Raw genomic sequence first — 15,702 nt, 5'->3', positions numbered from 1 at the left:
GCCGGATGCTCCGTACCGCCTTTTTAAGCGCCCTCCTTGCGATAGCGGGCTATGCCTGCGCGGGCTGGCTAACACACGACTTTCAAATCTGGACCGCGGAAGGCGCGCGGCGCCTTGAAGTAGCGCTTGAACCGGTCGTTACCCCCGCGGTCCGAATTGACGGGCCCGACATCGGTTTACAGCCGCTGTCGCAATGGCTGGGCGATGGACATTCGGTCACCATTGTCGACTTCGTCTATACGCGTTGCCAAACGGTCTGTCTTGCACTGGGCAGCGTTTACCAACAAATGCAGGCAACCCTTCAATCAACCAATAAAAGCCACGTCTTGATCGAAGGTGCGCAAGGTAAGGTAAAGCTCTTGTCGATCAGCTTTGATGGCGCGCATGACACCCCGCAGGCTTTACAAGACTATGCCCTGCGCCTGCACGCTGATCCGGCTCTCTGGCGTTTTGTCCGGGTCCAAGACCGCCAGGAAATGCAACGCCTGTTAGCGGATTTTCAGGTGGTGGTGATTCCTGATGGGCGCGGCGACTTTGAACACAACGCCGCTTTGCTGGTGGTGGATCAGCAGGGTCGCCTTGTCCGCATCTTCGACTACGCCGAGCAACAGCTGGCACTTGACTACGCCCAGTATTTGGCGGGCGCCGCCTGGCCATGAGCGAGGCGTTGCAGAGGTCGAGCCGACTGCTCGCCGGTACTGCACTGGCGCTGTTGGTCCTGCTGGCCTTGCCCGCTGCGAGGCAGGCGCTAGAAGCCAGCATGACTCTGCATATGCTGGTTCAGTACCCCCTTCTGGCTTTGGCGGGTTTTCTGCTCGCGGCTGCGTTGCCAAGGCACTGGATGGCGCATCTGAATCATTGGAATTCGTATGGAATCAGCGGTCTGTTCATGACCGCCCTGCTGCTCGCCATCCTGATGATTCCCCGTTCACTGGATCTCGCGTTGGTCGTTGCTGGGGTTGAACTTGCCAAGTGGCTGGCGTTGCTGCTTTGCGGGGCTGCATTGCAGATGTCCTGGCGGCCGGCAGGCCTGCTGGTGCAGGGTTTCTTTCTGGGAAATGTGTTGCCGATGATGGCGGTCGTGGGCAGCCTGTACCAGAACTCCCCGGTTCGCGTTTGCAACGCCTATTTACTGGACGATCAGGTGCGCCTGGGGCAGCTGCTGATCGGGATTTCGGCGGCTGTCGCCCTGTTGTGGTCTGTCAGGCTGGTTCGCACCCTGATGCAAAGAGAGGCCGCCGCCCTATTGCCAGACACTTTGGTCGATGGCGCCGTTACGCCAGAATCAGCAACGCACGGAAATCGTTGACATTGGTGTGCGTCGGCCCGGTGATGACCAGATCGCCGAGGGGGGCAAAAAAACCGTAGGCATCATTGCGGTCCATGTACTGGTCTATCTTCATGCCAGCCGCTTGCGCCCGTTGCAGCGTATCTGGTGCGACATAGGCGCCCGCGTTGTCTTCCACACCATCGATGCCGTCGGTATCCGCCGCCAGCGCATACACGCCGACCTGTCCTTGCAGGGCCAGCGCCAGCCCCATACAAAACTCACCGGCACGGCCACCGCGTCCCCTGGGCACGCCTTCGAGCTGTTTTTTAAGGGTCACCGTGGTCTCGCCGCCGCTCAATATCACACAGGGCTTCTGAAAAGGTTGGCCCCTGAGCGCTACGGCGCGGGCCAGTGCCGCATGCACCTTGCCGACTTCGCGTGACTCGCCTTCCATCTCATCACTCAGGATGTAGGCGGCAAATCCCGCAGCGCGGGCAGCTTCGGCAGCAGCCTCCAGGCTCCGCTGCGGCGTGGCAATCAGGTGCAGTTCATGGCCCTTGAAAACCGCGTCACCCGGCTTTGGAGTTTCCAGCGCGCCACTTTCAAGCTTCGCCAATACGGCATCCGGCACGTCGATGCGGTAGCGCTTAAGAACGGCCAGCGCGTCGGCGCAACTGCTGGCATCAGGCACCGTCGGCCCGCTGGCAATGGTGGAGGGGTCGTCGCCGGGCACGTCGCTGATGGTCAGCGTGACGACACGCGCCGGGGCGCAGGCTGCCGCCAAGCGTCCCCCTTTGATGCGGGAGAGGTGTTTGCGCACGCAGTTCATCTCGGCGATGTTGGCGCCGCTGGCGAGCAGCGCCTCGTTGATACGCCGCTTTTCTTCCAGGCTCAAGCCGTCCGCCGGCAAAGTCAATAAAGCCGAACCGCCGCCGGATATCAGGCACAGCACGAGATCGTCTTTCGTCAGCCCTTGCGTCAGCGCCATGATGCGCTGAGCGGCGGCCAAACCGGCCGCATCGGGTACCGGATGCGCCGCTTCGAGAATCTCGATTCGCGGCTTCAAGCCTTCGGGACGCGGCGGAATATGGTGATAGCGAGTCACCACCAACCCTTCGAGGGGCGCGTCCGCAGGCCACAAAGCCTCCACCGCCTGCGCCATGGAACCACCCGCCTTGCCAGCGCCAATCACAATTGTGCGGCCGCCGCTTTCGCGGCTCGGCGGCTTCGGCAAATAAGCGGCGGTGTTTGCCAGCGGCAACGCCCGCGCCACCGCGGCTTGAAACAGCGCTTCGAGAAACTGGCGCGGTTGCGTAACGGCGCTGGAAACAGAGTGAAACGTGGGCGTGGTCATGAAGGTCTCCAGTCCGGATTGTGACGCGGTAACCGAGCGGTCAGGTAGCGCGTGTCAATCGGTCTTCGCCCCGGTCTCAAACCACTGCCGCAAGAGTTGCCGCTCGGCCTCGGTAATGCCTGTCGCATTATTCATGGGCATAACTTTGGTCACTACCGCCTGCAGATACACACCCTGCGCGTGCTGCTTGAGCTGCTCGGGTGAATCGAGCCGAACGTTTTTCATCTGCACCTCGGCGCCATGGCAAAGGTAGCAGCGCTGCGCCAGCACCTTCTTCACTGCGTCATAACCCACTGGGATGGTCGCGCTTGTTGAGCGGGCCCCCTCAGCGATGGAATCAGTCGCAACCGGCCTCATCCAGACCATCGCGCCGATGATCGCCGAAACGCCCGCCAGTGCATAAGGCCATGGATGGCGATTGCGGCCCAACTTGTAGCCGTGACGCGCTACAAAAAACTGACGGATGGCCGCGCCCGCCAGCATCATCAAGACCAGCACCAGCCAGTTCCGCGCATGGCTGTAGGTAAAACTGTAATGGTTACTCAGCATGGCAAAAAGCACCGGCAGCGTGAAGTAAGTGTTGTGCACGCTGCGCTGCTTGCCACGCCGGCCGTGGAGGGGGTCCACCGGTTGACCGGCTTTGATGGCGGCGACGACTTTTCTCTGGCTCGGAATAATCCAGAAAAATACGTTGGCACTCATGGCGGTGGCCATCATGGCGCCAACCAGCAAAAAGGCCGCGCGACCGGCAAACCACTCACAGGCTAAATACGATGCCGCCCCCACCAGCACCAGCACCAGCGCCCCGACGACCGCATCGCCATGCTTGCGCTGGCCGAAGACCCGGCAGATGCCGTCGTACAGCAGCCAGAACACCACGAAGAAAGACAGCGCAACCACAATCGCGGCGAAGGGCGACCAGCTCATTAGGGACTTGTCAATCAAATAGGCGCTGGCGTTCCAGAGATAGGACACGGTGAGAAGTGCAAAGCCCGATAACCAGGTGCTGTAACTTTCCCAGTAAAACCAGTGCAGGTTCGCCGGCATGGTCGGGGGTTTGACCGCAAATTTGACGGGATGATAAAAACCGCCGCCATGCACCGCCCAAAGCTCACCGCTGACGCCCTGCTGCTTCAAGTCCTCGTCCACGGGTGGCGTTAGGCTTGAATCCAGAAAGACAAAGTAAAACGAGGAACCGATCCAGGCGATGGCGGTGATGACATGCGTCCAGCGCAGCAACAAGCTGGTCCAATCGAGAACATAGTTTTCCATCGGCTATAAACCGCAGTTGAACGCAGCGGAGGGCGCCGTCATGGGATGCGATGCCGGAGCGCGACAAGCTCGCTTTCCCAAAGACTTCTGAATCGGTCGAGCGCTTGCACTGAAGAAAGCGCTTATTTCAAGACCGGGAGATTGGATAGTCATGATGCCTACGTTGATAACACGGGTGGCCGCCCAGGGTGTGCAGACAAACCCTCAGCCTAAACCGCCCGCGCCAGTGACTCATGCCCTTGCACGTTGATCGTCTGCAAGAGCTGCGCCGCCACGGCCACCGCAATTACTTCGGGCTCTTTACCCGCAATACCGGCCACGCCAATCGGACACGTGACCTGCTCCAGCTCGCCGGGCGTAAAGCCCCTTGACTCCAAACGACGCCTGAACGCCGCCCATTTGGTTTTACTCCCGATCAGTCCGATGTAGGGCAAGTCCGCTCTTTCCCGCTGCCGCTGCAGGCAGGCCACCAGCACATCAAGATCTTCGGCATGGCTGAAGCTCATGATGAGCACCCGCGACTGCGCCATCAAGCCAGGAACGGCGGACTGTACTGGATCGGAAGGCTCGTATAGCACGCGCGGCGGCACGCTCGGGGGAAACACGCCCTCTCGGCTGTCAATCCAGGTGAGTGAAAACGGCAGCGGCGCCAGCACCTGCACCAGCGCTTGGCCGACATGGCCGCCACCAAACAGCGCGACCGGCACCCGCGCACCCGCCAAGCGGACTGCCAGCGACGGTATATCGATGGCGCAGACCCGCTCGAATCGAAGCTGCACCACGCCGCCACAGCACTGACCGAGGGCCGGCCCCAGCGCATAGCGGACCGGCGCCTGTTCCCACTCGCCTTCGCCCGGCTCCGCACTGCGCAACAGTCGCGCCCGTGCTTGCGCGATGGCGTCGAATTCCAGATGGCCGCCGCCAATCGTTCCGACCACGGCGTCGGGGAAAACGGCCATCCACGTCCCGGTTTCGCGGGGAACGGAACCTTGGGTCGATTCCACCCGCACCAGCAGCGCCGACTGACGGGCTAATCGGCTCAAAAAAAAGTCAGTGTAGGGGCTTGCGTGAATCGGAACCATTGGTGACTTATTGGCAGAATCGAGTGTTGAAATAATAGGCAAAGTTGTACCAAAAGGCAATAAACTCGGGGGACGATCCGGTTCAGATCGAAACGCCACCTTAGCATCAAGTGAACCATAGCCAGCGTCTGAATAACTGGAAATAAAGGAGAGACAACATGCCTGACACCCCCCCTCGCCGCTACTGGCTGCTGGCACTGCTTTCCGCAGCCGCGGCTGCCGTTGTAAGCGCTTGCAAAACCGCTCCGCAGGCGCTTTCTACCCAGCCGATTTCTGGCGCCTCTACCGTTGTCGGTCCCATCGCTGGCTCGAAGGGCTCGGCGAGGAGTTCTGCGGCAACCTCGGCCCGCGCTTACCGCGAAGACGGCGCAACCCATCTTTACGGTCTTAATGTGGAGCGCATTTACAAAGGAAAAATGCCGCCCTTGCTTTACGCTGTTGGCGTGCTGAACGTGGAGATCGACCGGACTGGCCGAGTGACTCATCTGGACTGGCTGCGAGCGCCGCGCCATGCGCCTGAAGTGATGGCTGAAATTGAGCGCACGGTGAACGACGCCTCGCCCTTTCCGGCGCCCACCCGGTTAGGCAAGGTGGTCTACACCGACACCTGGCTGTGGCACAAAAGCGGCCAGTTCCAGCTCGATACATTGACGGAAGGCCAGAGTTAGCACCTCGCGTTTGTCGCCGCCTGCCGGGCAAGGGCTGGGGCACCCTTCAGCTGCCTCGATAGGTCGAATAACTCCAGGGGCTCATCAACAGGGGCACGTGGTAGTGCTGGCGGATGTCGGCCACTCCGAAATCAAGCGTCACCTGATCCAGAAAAGGCGGCTCGGGCAGGACCACGCCCTTCATCCTGAAGTAGCCCGCCACATCGAACACCAGCCGATAGGTGCCCACCTGCAAAGAAGCGCTGTCGTAAAGCAGCCCGTCCGGGCTTCGACCGTCCTCGTTGAGAAGAAAGCTTTTGACCAGCACGGCTTGGTGGTCTTGGGTGGTGTAAAGCGTCACCCTCATTCCGCTGGCCGGCGTGCCATGCATGGTGTCCAGTACGTGCGTGCTCAAACCCATGGCATTCCTTCAATGTTGCTGCTCACTGCAAAAAATCGGCTTGCCAAAAGTGTATACAGTTTTGGCTTTGTAGCGATGATGATTCCACAGCCTGGCCCACCGGCTGCGCCCTTGTCGAAGCCTGCGCTCCGCGAAAAATAGAGAACGCGCTATGCACCGGATGAACGAGCATTCGCGGCCTGTCGAGCAAAACCTCAGCCGGGATCGCGTGATGCCTCGCAGCGACACTTCGATGGCCCTATCATGCGCAGGATGAGAACAGCGATATGACCTTCGACGCAACGGCACCCTACCCGCGCGACCTCATCGGCTACGGCCGCAACCCGCCCCATGCCCAGTGGCCTGGCAAGGCGCGCATCGCCCTGCAGTTTGTGCTGAACTACGAAGAAGGCGGGGAAAACGCCGTACTCCATGGAGATGCAGGCTCCGAACAATTCCTTTCGGAAATGTTCAACCCACCCAGTTTCAACGACCGCCACCTGAGCATGGAAAGTATCTACGAATACGGCTCCCGGGTCGGCGTGTGGCGCATCCTGCGTGAATTCGAAAAGCGCCAGTTGCCGCTGACGGTGTTCGGCGTCGGGATGGCCTTGCAGCGACATCCCGAAGTGACCGCGGCATTTGTCGAACTGGGACACGAAATCGCCTGCCACGGATGGCGCTGGATCAGCTACCAGACGATTGACGAAGCCACCGAACGCGAGCACATGCGACTCGGTCTGGATGCCATCGAGCGGCTCACCGGCACGCGCCCGTTGGGTTGGTACACCGGCCGCGACAGCCCACGCACACGGCGGCTGGTGGCGGATGACGGCCGCCTCGCGTACGACAGCGACTACTACGGCGACGACCTGCCGTTCTGGGTGAAGGTGGCCCGGACCGATGGCATTGCAGTGCCGCGCCTGGTGGTGCCCTACGCGCTGGACACCAACGACATGCGCTTTTCAATGCCGCAAGGCTTTGCACAAGCCGATGATTTTTTTACCTATTTGCGGGACAGCTTTGATGTGCTCTACGCCGAAGGCGCGGAACGGCCCAAGATGCTCAGTATTGGCATGCATTGCCGCTTGCTGGGGCGCCCCGGCCGCATCGTGGCGCTGCAGCGCTTTCTGGATCACGTGCAAAAGCACGACCAGGTCTGGATATGCCGCCGCATCGATATTGCGCGGCATTGGCAGCACGCCCATCCTTATGAAGAGAAGCAGGAAAACTAAAGATGTCCATAACGCTTGAACAGATCAATGCAGCGCCACGCGCTCAGGCACTGCAACTGCTGAACGGTCTTTATGAGCACTCCCCCTGGGTTGTTGAGAAGGCGCTGGACGCGCGACCTTTCCTGTCGCTGGCGCACCTGAAGCAGGTGATGACACGCGTCCTGAAAGACGCCGACAAAGCTGCGCAAACCCGCGTCATCCAAGCCCATCCAGAACTGGCTGGAAAAGCCGCAGTTAACCAAAACCTCACGATGGAGTCAGCCAGTGAGCAAAGTCAAGTCGGGCTTTCGCAGTGCACCCAAGAAGAACTCGCCACCCTTCAGCAACTCAACAAGGACTACACCGCCAAATTCGGCTTTCCGTTTATCCTCGCGGTGCGCGGCCCGCGCGGCAGCGGCCTGACCAAGCGCCAGATCATTGAGACATTCATGCGGCGCTTGCAAAATCACCCCGACTTTGAACTGCAGGAAGGCCTGCGCAATGTCCACCGAGTGGTGGAGTTGCGACTCAATGACAAGTTTGCGAGCCAACCGGTCCTGGGTAACGAAGTTTGGGACTGGCACGAACAGTTGGCGCACTACAGCGACCCCGACTGCATTGACAAAGGCCAGCTCACGGTCACCTATCTCACCGAAGCACACCTCGCCTGCGCGCAGTTCATCTCACGCACCTTGCGCGAATGCGGATTTGACGAAGTGAGTATCGATTCCGTCGGCAATGTAGTGGGAATTTACAAAGCCGCCGTCTCCAGTCAGGCGACCGCCAGAACCCTGCTGACGGGTAGCCACTACGACACCGTGCGCAATGGCGGCAAATACGATGGCCGCCTCGGGATTTTTGTCCCGGTGGCCTGTGTCCGCGAATTGCACCGCCAGGGCGAGCGCCTGCCGTTCAACGTTGAAGTGGTCGCTTTCGCCGAGGAAGAAGGTCAGCGCTACAAAGCCACCTTTCTTGGCTCTGGTGCGCTGATCGGCGACTTTAATCCCGAATGGCTCAACCAGAAAGATGCAGACGGTATAACCATGCGCGTGGCCATGCAGCAGGCCGGACTGAACATCGCGGGCATCGCCAGCATCAAACGCCGCGCCACCGACTATCTTGGCTTTGTCGAAGTTCACATCGAGCAGGGGCCAGCCCTCAACGAGCTGGATAGTCCGCTGGGGATCGTGACTGCCATCAACGGAAGCGCGCGATACCTGGGTGAAATCCTGGGGGTTGCGAGCCACGCCGGCACGACGCCCATGAACCGCCGCCGCGACGCCGCCACCGCGGCAGCTGAGCTGGCGCTTTATGTGGAAAAACGGGCGGCGCAGGATGTCGGCTCAGTGGGCACCGTCGGCATGTTGCAGGTCCCGAACGGATCGATCAACGTGGTGCCGGGACGCTGCCTTTTTTCACTCGATCTGCGGGCACCTGCGGATACTCAGCGCGACACACTCTGCCACGACGTGCTGGCCCAACTCGAATTGATTTGCCAGCGTCGCGGTGTGCATTACACCCTGGAGCTGACCGAGCGCGCAGACGCGGCCCCCAGTGCGCCCGAATGGCAAAAGCGCTGGGAGCGGGCGGTCGGCGCATTGGGCTTGCAGCTGCACCAAATGCCCAGCGGCGCGGGGCACGACGCCATGAAAATGCACAAGATAATGCCGCAGGCGATGCTGTTCGTACGCGGCGAGAATTCCGGCATCAGTCACAATCCATTGGAGAGCACGACCAGCGACGACATGCAGCTCGCTATCAACGCGTTCCAGCATCTCCTTGCTCATCTGGCTTCGGAAATGCGTGTTTCTGAAAGCTAACGTTCGAATTCAGCCGCGCCGGTAAAGCGTCGGCTGGAATGCGTTGTCAGGCAGCATTGCTTGACGCACGCTTGGAAAACCAGGCATGAATCAACCCCGACTGATAGAAGCTCACAGGCTCGTCAAAGCCGCCAGACTTGATGATAGATGCGACCTGTGCAGGAGGAAGGATTGCGACATCTTTGGCGTAAGCTGCGCAAATTTGCTCTAACCCTGAAGCGGGGATACCTGCTGCCAACATCATGTTCAGCCACATGTTGAGAAGGGCATCGTATTCGCTCGAGCCTACTGCTGACGCCAAGTCCGAACTCGCCAGAATTCCCCAGGGCAAAGCCCTACTGCAATGGTTCGGAAAAAGTCGGTGCGAGCTTCTGATTCCAGAATGAACTGGGATACCAGAAAGCAGGTTGCTGCATCGAACGCATCCTGGCTAGGCAGCGACTCCAGGTATCCTTCATGGAAAGAGCAACGAGAAATAATTCCTTCCTTCTCCGCCTTGTTGCGACAAACATCAAGCATGGCGCCAGAGGGTTCTACTGCTACAAAAGTCTATTGAGGAAATCGCTTTGCGAGATAGCTCATTTCTTCGCCGGTGCCAACTCCGATACTTAGAATCCGCGCATTGGCGGGGAGTTCGGCAAATACCCCCTCCAAGAGGAAATGCAATGCCTCCCAAATGGGCGCCGTTTTTGCCCATCGCTCGTCATCACTTGAAGCTTGCTGATCGAAGATGGCTTTGATTTCACCGTTACGCATGGTAGTTTCCTATTGGTGCCGCTGAACGCTGGAGTCAAGCGGCGGCGAAGCCGGCCGCCTTGAACGATTGCTTAGGCCTCACCATTACGGTACTTGGCGAGGAACAGCACAACCATGCTTGTACGCCCAATAAGCGGCGATTGAGGCTGCTACCAACCCTGTAGCACTGGCCCAACCAAGTGCGCTAAGGTACGACGGGTTGTTGCCGTGCCGAAACCATTCCAGAAGTGCCAGCACTGCGCATGCAATCGCGAACACGATGGTGAAGCGTCGCAACCAGAATTTGAAAAGAACCATGGGCATGGACTTCCTTTTTTTTAGACCACACACCCCGCGACCATGCCGATGTCCTGGCCATACGAAACCTCGAGAGTATGCCCATCTGGATCTCCAATTAGCGCCCAGTATCCAACAGGTGGCTCCATTTGCTCCGCTTCGCGGACCAAGCAACCGTTCTGGTTTGCCAGCTGGCATAAACAATCAACCTCTTGTCGGGAGGAAACGCCGACACCAAGGTGCGCCATTGGAAAAAGCGGTTTGATCTCACCGGCGGTCTCGATGAGCACGACGGCGAACGGCCTTGTGCGATCGCTAACCCATACAACACCCGGCCGGCTGTGTACGACGCTCATGTTTGCGTACTGCGCATAGAACGCGATGCTCGCCTTGAGCGAGGACACAGGTAATGCGATGTGAGTGAGCCCAATATCTGTCATGTGCGGCCTAACGTTTGAATTAACCAGCTGGCGCGGCATTATCGCGCCAGCCCGTGTTGAATGATGGATTATGCTTTTTTTGTGAGCGCGTAAATAACACAGTCGGTAAACTGATCGTCCTTGAATACGCTCCGTTTTGTAACGCTTTCCCGAATGAAACCCACCTTTTCAAGGACGCGCATTGATGCAGGATTCCAAGCAAACACGGACGCTTCAAGCCTTTGAAATAATGAACTAGAAAATGCGTGAGCAACCATTGCACGAGCAGCCGCAGTAGCAATGCCTTTGCCCCAATACGTTTCGCCAAGCCAATAACCAAACTGGCCTGTGTGGCGAGCAATGCCTTCATCAGCGATGACGCCAATGCCACCAACGGCAGCGCCTTCAAGGTCAATGGCGAAATGAATGATTGGGGTAGCTTGGTTGGCAGTGGTTATCCAGAAATCAGCATCAGCCTCGGTGTAGGGATGTGGAAAAGCATCTGTTAAGTTTCGCCAGACCTTTCTGTTATTTGCGTTGCGAACCAAGGCTGGTTTATCTTCCTTCTCCCATGCGCGAAGACTGCAACCTGCGATATTTGTGTCGATATGCATACGGATTCCGATTCGAGATGCCTAACGTAAAGGTAAGGGGCGCGCCGCTTTTGACGCGTCCCGCTTGACCGCAATGTTAGGTCTCCACTCCATGTACGGCGAATAGCTACCGAGAAATGAGCACTTCGTTGATCTGAATAACAGGCTCGATGTCTGTGTAGTTTGGCATGTCATCTTGGAGCGCTGCTTCATGGGGTGTGAAAGCAGCCATAAAGTTTTCAACCGAGTCAAATTGGTAGTGACACATAGCGACGTATGCCGCGTCTGTCCCGGGCATTCCGCCTCCGAGTCCGTGCTCTACAGAGACTCCCTTGAAGCCCGGATGAGCGCTTAAAAGTTTGATGGACAGGGGCATGTGGGTTTCGACGTAGTAGGAAACGTTAAACCGTGAACCTTTATTGTTCGGATACAGCATGCTGATTTTGATCATTGATGTCTCGCAGATAGTGATGAAATGGATGTTGGTAAAGGTGGAAATAGAGAGGCCCAACGTAAAGCTCACCGGCGCGGCGCGACTTTATCGCGCAACGTCCAGAGAGCGAAGTGAACAAGGTTAAGCGCCATGTTAGCCATCGGTCCGATACCGTTTCGCAAGTTCGGTGAGCTGGCGTTTGATGGAGGTTGTTCTATCTCCAATTTCTCGGGCGGCGGCGTGCGATTTGTCCAGGCCTGAAATACTCGGCGTAGCTTTCTCTCCCAAGCTAGTTAACCGGAGCAAGTTCTTAAAGTTTCCCCAGAAAATGTTCATTTGGCCGTAGATTTTCTCGACATCTTCGGCCAGCGACGTTTCGTACAGGCCTGCAATGGCGCGCAGTTCATCGACTTCCTGGCACAGACTCAAATATCGTTGGTCGTATTCAAGATCTTTCATATCAGCGCGCCAAATAATGTCGAGAGTTGTGGGGGAAAACTCTCGGCCAATAATGCTCAACTGTCGATGAGCGGTTGCGAGTCGGTCAAGTGCGAGTACCCTTTCCTTTTCGGCTTTTTCGCTTTCTCGTTTCCCCCTTTCGAGGGCGTACTGAAACTGCTGATTGTTCTGTTGGGTACGGGACTGAACAAACGAAGTTAGCGCAACACCAAACAGGGCTGACGAAGCGGCAACAATTGATGTGAAGATGGAAGTTTCCATAGATGGCTAACGTTTGACCTGAGGGATGCCCAAAAGGCGCAGCCTTTTGGGCATCCCCTGGATGGAAGGGTTAGATGGCCTCATCGCTAATGCGCAACAGGAAATGGGAACTATCGGGCCTTGCGCGTTGCACGCGGATATGACCGAGCGAACCATTTGCGCGGATAGCTGCGGCTACAGCCTCGACGCTCTTGACGGCAATTCGAGCGCCAAGGATCACTGCCTTTAGGGCGCTCGGCGGAAAGGGGAAGAGATGAACCGAAAATAGGTCTCCGGGGTTAACGACCGCAGCCTCTTGAAGTGGGCGAATGATCCGCCACTCTCGCTCGTATGACCAGTGACCACTCTTGACCAAGAAGAAGTCGACGCCTTCAAACTCAACGAGGGTCGCACTTGGCCTTGCTTCCCGATACAACACACGGCGCAAATGCCTGAACTCATCTTGTGGCCCCTTCTCTTCATGAAAGTACGGATGCTGCGCGTCGAAGGCGAGTACAAAGCCAGCATGGCTCGCGCCATAGTGCGACCACATGAGCAGGCTATCGGGGACTTCAGAGAGGCATAGCGCGCCTAGGAGTTCATCGAACTACTTGGTCATCAGGCTTCGAAGCATGGGCGTTAGCCCGTGCGTGGCCCGAATGAGTTCCGGCTCCTTGGACTTCATCTGTTGCACGAGTTGTTGTTCCCACAACTCATATGAAACCATGGCGCGGGCTTCAGCAGGTAGCTGGTCATACGCGCTCCTAGTTTCCTGCGGCAAGATTGCCTTGAGCGATTCGCGCGCGCGCGCTTCAGTGGTCAGTGAAGTTACCTCCGGCTGGCCTTCGAATGGATCGTTGAACGCTCCGAGCGGGCTATAGCGAAGCAGGCAGTTCTGAAGCACATTGATTCGATCCGGACCGAAGTATTTGTAGAGGGTGGGCGGTAAGGACTCCATGCGCATAGCGATCTAACGTAGAGTTAACCGGCGCGGCGCCGCCTTATTGCGCCGCGTCCAGAGAGCGAAGCGAACGAGGTTGAGCGCCGGGTTCGGAGAGGTGTTTTATATTTCATTGTGAGCCAGGGCGAACGGGGACCAATTGTGGTTTTTTTCCTCCCCATAGTCTGTTGCAAAGATATGGAGAGTTTTGACCGTAACAGTTATTTGGTCGATAGCTGCTTGTATCAAGAGAGTAGGCCTTGTTTTGCATGCAACGTTCAGCTGAAACAACTTCGCTTTCGTTGAGGTCATTGGCAAGCGTAGTATTTTTGTAACCACATGACTCCATGTCCTTTCTAACTTCAGTGGGCTTCACCCCACTTTTACTCCATGCCTCGAAAACGTATTTTGGCGGAGAGGAATCGAGAGAAGCGCAACCAGTAAATAAAGCAACAAAAACGAAGGCAGCAATTTTGAACAAGGGAAATCTCCTAACGTAAAATTAAGGGGCTGCCGCGTCTTTTGCGGCAGTCCCGCTTGAATGCAAGGTTAGGCTTTGTTTTTCCTTGAATGCATCGGCTGCTTCCAAATACTGCCGCGAAGCCTTTAACCTATCGAGATAACGGATTTTTCTCTTTGAATTCCTTGCGATAGTGTAATTAGTGAGGCTACCACGTGAGCCGCAGTGCATCCTACATGTTGAATTCTCATTGGTGCTGTCGATGTCCGTAAGTACCAATTCGTTTTTAGTTGCGTAAATTTTCAAGGTACAGGATGGATCGCCTTGTCTAAGCTTTTCAGGTTCGTGGTAAATAAACGCATCATTTTCATATTCAGCAATTCCCCAGATTCCACATAAGTGTCCATTGCCAAATTCAAGAGAAGCGCGAACGTAAATATGTGAGTCATCGAACGGCACGATTTCGACAATGTCTTCGGCTTGCCAAGTTTCAGATCCATTATATGTGCCGCCCATGAAGCGGTATTTATAAACACCTTTGAGGTCATTTATGAGTGTGGCTGCCCGCATATCACCAGCCTCAGAAAGAATTGGCAGAAGTAAACAAATCAAAATGAAGAAACGAAATATTTTCATATGATGAGCCTAACGTAGAGCTAACCGGCGCTGCGCGGCTTTATCGTGCAGCGTCAAGCGACTGAAACGAGCGAGGTTGAGCGCGAGAAAGAAAACCCCAGTCAACCGCCCACGCGAGCAAGCCTGCAAGGCGCATAAACAGGCGACCTACAGAAGCAGCACGCAGAGAGCCAATAAGCACGGGCGTTGCAGCCCGATGCCTGTCGAGGAAGCCGAAATGAAAAGCAAGAAATCCCGTGAACACTGTGAGGGCTTACGTTCAAGGTCAGGTGTGCGGCGCAGCTTCATCGCGCAGCGTCCCCTGCACCGCAGTGTTAGCCTTCATTTGATGTTTTGCGCCTACCTCACACATACGGCGTGCCATCTTTGTGAACGAACTTCCACTTTCCCTCAACGAGCAAGGCTTTGAGGTCATCATCGGGATAGCTTCCTTCGTCTCCCGGTGTTCTGTCGCCAACTTCGAGGTACGCAACTTCCTCTGCGGTTTCATTTACCAGGCGGTGTCCATTGCTCGTACCCGCCTTAAAACCTGCGCACATTCCGGGAGAGAGCTGAGTTCTACCTTCGTCGGTGTGTAGCGTTGGCTGACCTTGGAGGATATAGATAAACTCGTCTTGCTTGGTGTGAGCATGACGAAGGGCCGAGACTGCATTGGGAGCCAAACGCGTGAGGTTTACACCAAAATTGGCGAGGCCAAAGAGATCGCCAAGTGGGCGCTTCTCCCTACCCGCCATCCGCGATGCGAACGGCTCAGGGTACATAGAGGGCTTGGTTCGCGCGGGTACCTCAGATGTGGTGATGGCGGTTGGCTTTGCTATTTCTGACATGACAACCTCGCAGGACGGAAATATGAGGGCTAACGTAGAGCTAACCGGCGCGGCGCGGCTTTATCGCGCAGCGTCCAGCTACTGAAAGAAGCGAGATTGAGCGCCGGGTTAGCCCTTGGGTTGAACGGGAGCGCTGTTTTCTCGGTGTGAATGATAGCCGCCAACGGTGAAACGGGAAAGGATGCCAAACGCAAACCTCGCGACGCGGCCAGGCCACGCAGCGCCAAACGTGGCAAAGAGCGAGGTTGAGCCGGCACCGAAGCGTGACAACACCGTGCCCCACCCAAGCCAGAAGACGCGATGCCACCGCCGAGCGTTGCGTACGAGAAAGAAAACCAAAGCTAGCCGCCGACAAGAGCAAGCCTGAAACGCCCATGAACGGGCGGCCTACAGAAGCGGCACGCGGAGAGCCCATAAACACAGGCGTTGCAGCCCGATGCCTGTTGAGGAAGCCGAAATGATAAGCAGGAAAATACATGAACACCGTAAGGGCTCACGTTGAATCGCCCCGTATTTTGAGGAGGCTCAAATCTCTGAGAGGATTGAGCCATGAAGAAGTCAAACAAGTTTTCACCCGAGGTTCGCGAACGCGCAGTGCGCATGG

The 15,702-nt window shown here is 57.1% G+C and carries 22 protein-coding genes; 5 read left to right on the top strand and 17 right to left on the bottom strand.

The genetic code is table 11. The features are described 5' to 3' along the window. Positions 1-5 precede the first annotated feature (5 nt). On the top strand, positions 6-659 hold the full coding sequence (locus tag HHJ16_RS10895) for an SCO family protein (RefSeq protein WP_293642810.1): 654 nt from the start codon (positions 6-8) through the stop codon (positions 657-659). Beyond that, positions 656-1,309, top strand: a complete 654-nt coding sequence (locus tag HHJ16_RS10890; RefSeq protein ID WP_293642809.1) for a hypothetical protein — start codon at positions 656-658, stop codon at positions 1,307-1,309. Before HHJ16_RS10895 ends, HHJ16_RS10890 begins: the two co-directional genes overlap by 4 nt. Here the strand turns inward: HHJ16_RS10890 and HHJ16_RS10885 are convergent. The 3 genes from HHJ16_RS10885 to xdhC form a co-directional block, all read right to left on the bottom strand. Beyond that, on the bottom strand, positions 1,275-2,624 hold the full coding sequence (locus HHJ16_RS10885; protein ID WP_293642807.1) for a glycerate kinase: 1,350 nt from the start codon (positions 2,622-2,624) through the stop codon (positions 1,275-1,277). The two genes, HHJ16_RS10890 and HHJ16_RS10885, sit on opposite strands and share 35 nt — an antisense overlap. A 54-nt stretch (positions 2,625-2,678) precedes the next feature. Next, positions 2,679-3,896, bottom strand: a complete 1,218-nt coding sequence (locus HHJ16_RS10880) for a urate hydroxylase PuuD (protein WP_293642806.1) — start codon at positions 3,894-3,896, stop codon at positions 2,679-2,681. Positions 3,897-4,105: 209 nt separating this feature from the next. Then, on the bottom strand, positions 4,106-4,978 hold the full coding sequence (gene xdhC, locus HHJ16_RS10875; RefSeq protein WP_293642805.1) for a xanthine dehydrogenase accessory protein XdhC: 873 nt from the start codon (positions 4,976-4,978) through the stop codon (positions 4,106-4,108). A 158-nt stretch (positions 4,979-5,136) separates the two neighbouring features. Here xdhC and HHJ16_RS10870 point away from each other — a divergent pair, with 158 nt between their 5' ends. After that, positions 5,137-5,646: a hypothetical protein gene (locus HHJ16_RS10870; protein ID WP_293642804.1), complete on the top strand. Its 510-nt coding sequence runs from the start codon at positions 5,137-5,139 to the stop codon at positions 5,644-5,646. Between the two features lie 46 nt (positions 5,647-5,692). Here the strand turns inward: HHJ16_RS10870 and uraH are convergent, their stop codons facing one another. Then, entirely contained in the window at positions 5,693-6,046 is a 354-nt protein-coding gene (gene uraH, locus HHJ16_RS10865; protein WP_293642803.1) for a hydroxyisourate hydrolase, read from the bottom strand. A 266-nt stretch (positions 6,047-6,312) separates the two neighbouring features. Between uraH and puuE the strand changes: the two genes are divergently transcribed. Further along, positions 6,313-7,260, top strand: a complete 948-nt coding sequence (gene puuE, locus HHJ16_RS10860; RefSeq protein ID WP_293642801.1) for an allantoinase PuuE — start codon at positions 6,313-6,315, stop codon at positions 7,258-7,260. A gap of 2 nt (positions 7,261-7,262) precedes the next feature. After that, entirely contained in the window at positions 7,263-9,059 is a 1,797-nt protein-coding gene (gene uraD / locus HHJ16_RS10855; RefSeq protein WP_293642799.1) for a 2-oxo-4-hydroxy-4-carboxy-5-ureidoimidazoline decarboxylase, read from the top strand. Positions 9,060-9,105: 46 nt separating this feature from the next. Here the strand turns inward: uraD and HHJ16_RS10850 are convergent, their stop codons facing one another. The 13 genes from HHJ16_RS10850 to HHJ16_RS10795 form a co-directional block, all read right to left on the bottom strand. Further along, a complete protein-coding gene (locus HHJ16_RS10850) occupies positions 9,106-9,315 on the bottom strand; it encodes a hypothetical protein (protein WP_293642797.1) in 210 nt (69 codons plus the stop codon). Positions 9,316-9,344: 29 nt separating this feature from the next. Continuing rightward, positions 9,345-9,578 carry a methyltransferase domain-containing protein gene (locus HHJ16_RS16895; protein ID WP_366557486.1) on the bottom strand — a complete coding sequence of 78 codons (234 nt, stop codon included), beginning with the start codon at positions 9,576-9,578 and terminating at the stop codon, positions 9,345-9,347. 30 nt (positions 9,579-9,608) lie between these two features. Further along, positions 9,609-9,815, bottom strand: a complete 207-nt coding sequence (locus HHJ16_RS10845) for a hypothetical protein (RefSeq protein ID WP_293642795.1) — start codon at positions 9,813-9,815, stop codon at positions 9,609-9,611. Between the two features lie 84 nt (positions 9,816-9,899). Next, positions 9,900-10,118: a hypothetical protein gene (locus HHJ16_RS10840; protein WP_293642794.1), complete on the bottom strand. Its 219-nt coding sequence runs from the start codon at positions 10,116-10,118 to the stop codon at positions 9,900-9,902. Positions 10,119-10,132: 14 nt separating this feature from the next. Beyond that, positions 10,133-10,531 carry a VOC family protein gene (locus HHJ16_RS10835; RefSeq protein ID WP_293642792.1) on the bottom strand — a complete coding sequence of 133 codons (399 nt, stop codon included), beginning with the start codon at positions 10,529-10,531 and terminating at the stop codon, positions 10,133-10,135. Between the two features lie 68 nt (positions 10,532-10,599). Continuing rightward, complete coding sequence (locus HHJ16_RS10830; RefSeq protein WP_293642790.1) at positions 10,600-11,124, bottom strand: GNAT family protein; 525 nt, start codon at positions 11,122-11,124, stop codon at positions 10,600-10,602. Positions 11,125-11,230: 106 nt separating this feature from the next. Further along, the gene (locus HHJ16_RS10825; protein ID WP_293642788.1) at positions 11,231-11,554 is read right to left on the bottom strand and encodes an EthD family reductase; all 324 of its coding nucleotides are present in this window, start codon (positions 11,552-11,554) and stop codon (positions 11,231-11,233) included. 135 nt (positions 11,555-11,689) lie between these two features. After that, complete coding sequence (locus HHJ16_RS10820; RefSeq protein ID WP_293642786.1) at positions 11,690-12,256, bottom strand: hypothetical protein; 567 nt, start codon at positions 12,254-12,256, stop codon at positions 11,690-11,692. Between the two features lie 70 nt (positions 12,257-12,326). Further along, a complete protein-coding gene (locus HHJ16_RS10815; protein WP_293642784.1) occupies positions 12,327-12,788 on the bottom strand; it encodes a DUF2971 domain-containing protein in 462 nt (153 codons plus the stop codon). 54 nt (positions 12,789-12,842) lie between these two features. Further along, positions 12,843-13,193, bottom strand: coding sequence for a hypothetical protein (locus HHJ16_RS10810; protein ID WP_293642782.1), 351 nt, complete (start codon positions 13,191-13,193; stop codon positions 12,843-12,845). A gap of 112 nt (positions 13,194-13,305) precedes the next feature. After that, entirely contained in the window at positions 13,306-13,656 is a 351-nt protein-coding gene (locus tag HHJ16_RS10805; RefSeq protein ID WP_293642781.1) for a hypothetical protein, read from the bottom strand. Positions 13,657-13,677: 21 nt separating this feature from the next. Beyond that, a complete protein-coding gene (locus HHJ16_RS10800; RefSeq protein WP_293642780.1) occupies positions 13,678-14,271 on the bottom strand; it encodes a hypothetical protein in 594 nt (197 codons plus the stop codon). Positions 14,272-14,615: 344 nt separating this feature from the next. After that, entirely contained in the window at positions 14,616-15,098 is a 483-nt protein-coding gene (locus tag HHJ16_RS10795) for a cupin domain-containing protein (RefSeq protein ID WP_293642779.1), read from the bottom strand. Positions 15,099-15,702 lie beyond the last annotated feature (604 nt).

Source organism: Polaromonas sp., from assembly GCF_012927485.1.
Classification (GTDB): Bacteria; Pseudomonadota; Gammaproteobacteria; order Burkholderiales; family Burkholderiaceae_C; genus Polaromonas.
This window is presented reverse-complemented; position numbering and strand designations above follow the sequence as displayed.

Coding starts and splice junctions, on each gene's coding strand:
- HHJ16_RS10895 (WP_293642810.1), top strand. CDS start 6: ATGCTCCGTACCGCCTTTTTAAGCGCCCTCCTTGCGATAGCGGGCTAT.
- HHJ16_RS10890 (WP_293642809.1), top strand. CDS start 656: ATGAGCGAGGCGTTGCAGAGGTCGAGCCGACTGCTCGCCGGTACTGCA.
- HHJ16_RS10885 (WP_293642807.1), bottom strand. CDS start 2,624: ATGACCACGCCCACGTTTCACTCTGTTTCCAGCGCCGTTACGCAACCG.
- HHJ16_RS10880 (WP_293642806.1), bottom strand. CDS start 3,896: ATGGAAAACTATGTTCTCGATTGGACCAGCTTGTTGCTGCGCTGGACG.
- xdhC (WP_293642805.1), bottom strand. CDS start 4,978: ATGGTTCCGATTCACGCAAGCCCCTACACTGACTTTTTTTTGAGCCGA.
- HHJ16_RS10870 (WP_293642804.1), top strand. CDS start 5,137: ATGCCTGACACCCCCCCTCGCCGCTACTGGCTGCTGGCACTGCTTTCC.
- uraH (WP_293642803.1), bottom strand. CDS start 6,046: ATGGGTTTGAGCACGCACGTACTGGACACCATGCATGGCACGCCGGCC.
- puuE (WP_293642801.1), top strand. CDS start 6,313: ATGACCTTCGACGCAACGGCACCCTACCCGCGCGACCTCATCGGCTAC.
- uraD (WP_293642799.1), top strand. CDS start 7,263: ATGTCCATAACGCTTGAACAGATCAATGCAGCGCCACGCGCTCAGGCA.
- HHJ16_RS10850 (WP_293642797.1), bottom strand. CDS start 9,315: ATGTGGCTGAACATGATGTTGGCAGCAGGTATCCCCGCTTCAGGGTTA.
- HHJ16_RS16895 (WP_366557486.1), bottom strand. CDS start 9,578: ATGCTTGATGTTTGTCGCAACAAGGCGGAGAAGGAAGGAATTATTTCT.
- HHJ16_RS10845 (WP_293642795.1), bottom strand. CDS start 9,815: ATGCGTAACGGTGAAATCAAAGCCATCTTCGATCAGCAAGCTTCAAGT.
- HHJ16_RS10840 (WP_293642794.1), bottom strand. CDS start 10,118: ATGCCCATGGTTCTTTTCAAATTCTGGTTGCGACGCTTCACCATCGTG.
- HHJ16_RS10835 (WP_293642792.1), bottom strand. CDS start 10,531: ATGACAGATATTGGGCTCACTCACATCGCATTACCTGTGTCCTCGCTC.
- HHJ16_RS10830 (WP_293642790.1), bottom strand. CDS start 11,124: ATGCATATCGACACAAATATCGCAGGTTGCAGTCTTCGCGCATGGGAG.
- HHJ16_RS10825 (WP_293642788.1), bottom strand. CDS start 11,554: ATGATCAAAATCAGCATGCTGTATCCGAACAATAAAGGTTCACGGTTT.
- HHJ16_RS10820 (WP_293642786.1), bottom strand. CDS start 12,256: ATGGAAACTTCCATCTTCACATCAATTGTTGCCGCTTCGTCAGCCCTG.
- HHJ16_RS10815 (WP_293642784.1), bottom strand. CDS start 12,788: ATGTGGTCGCACTATGGCGCGAGCCATGCTGGCTTTGTACTCGCCTTC.
- HHJ16_RS10810 (WP_293642782.1), bottom strand. CDS start 13,193: ATGGAGTCCTTACCGCCCACCCTCTACAAATACTTCGGTCCGGATCGA.
- HHJ16_RS10800 (WP_293642780.1), bottom strand. CDS start 14,271: ATGAAAATATTTCGTTTCTTCATTTTGATTTGTTTACTTCTGCCAATT.
- HHJ16_RS10795 (WP_293642779.1), bottom strand. CDS start 15,098: ATGTCAGAAATAGCAAAGCCAACCGCCATCACCACATCTGAGGTACCC.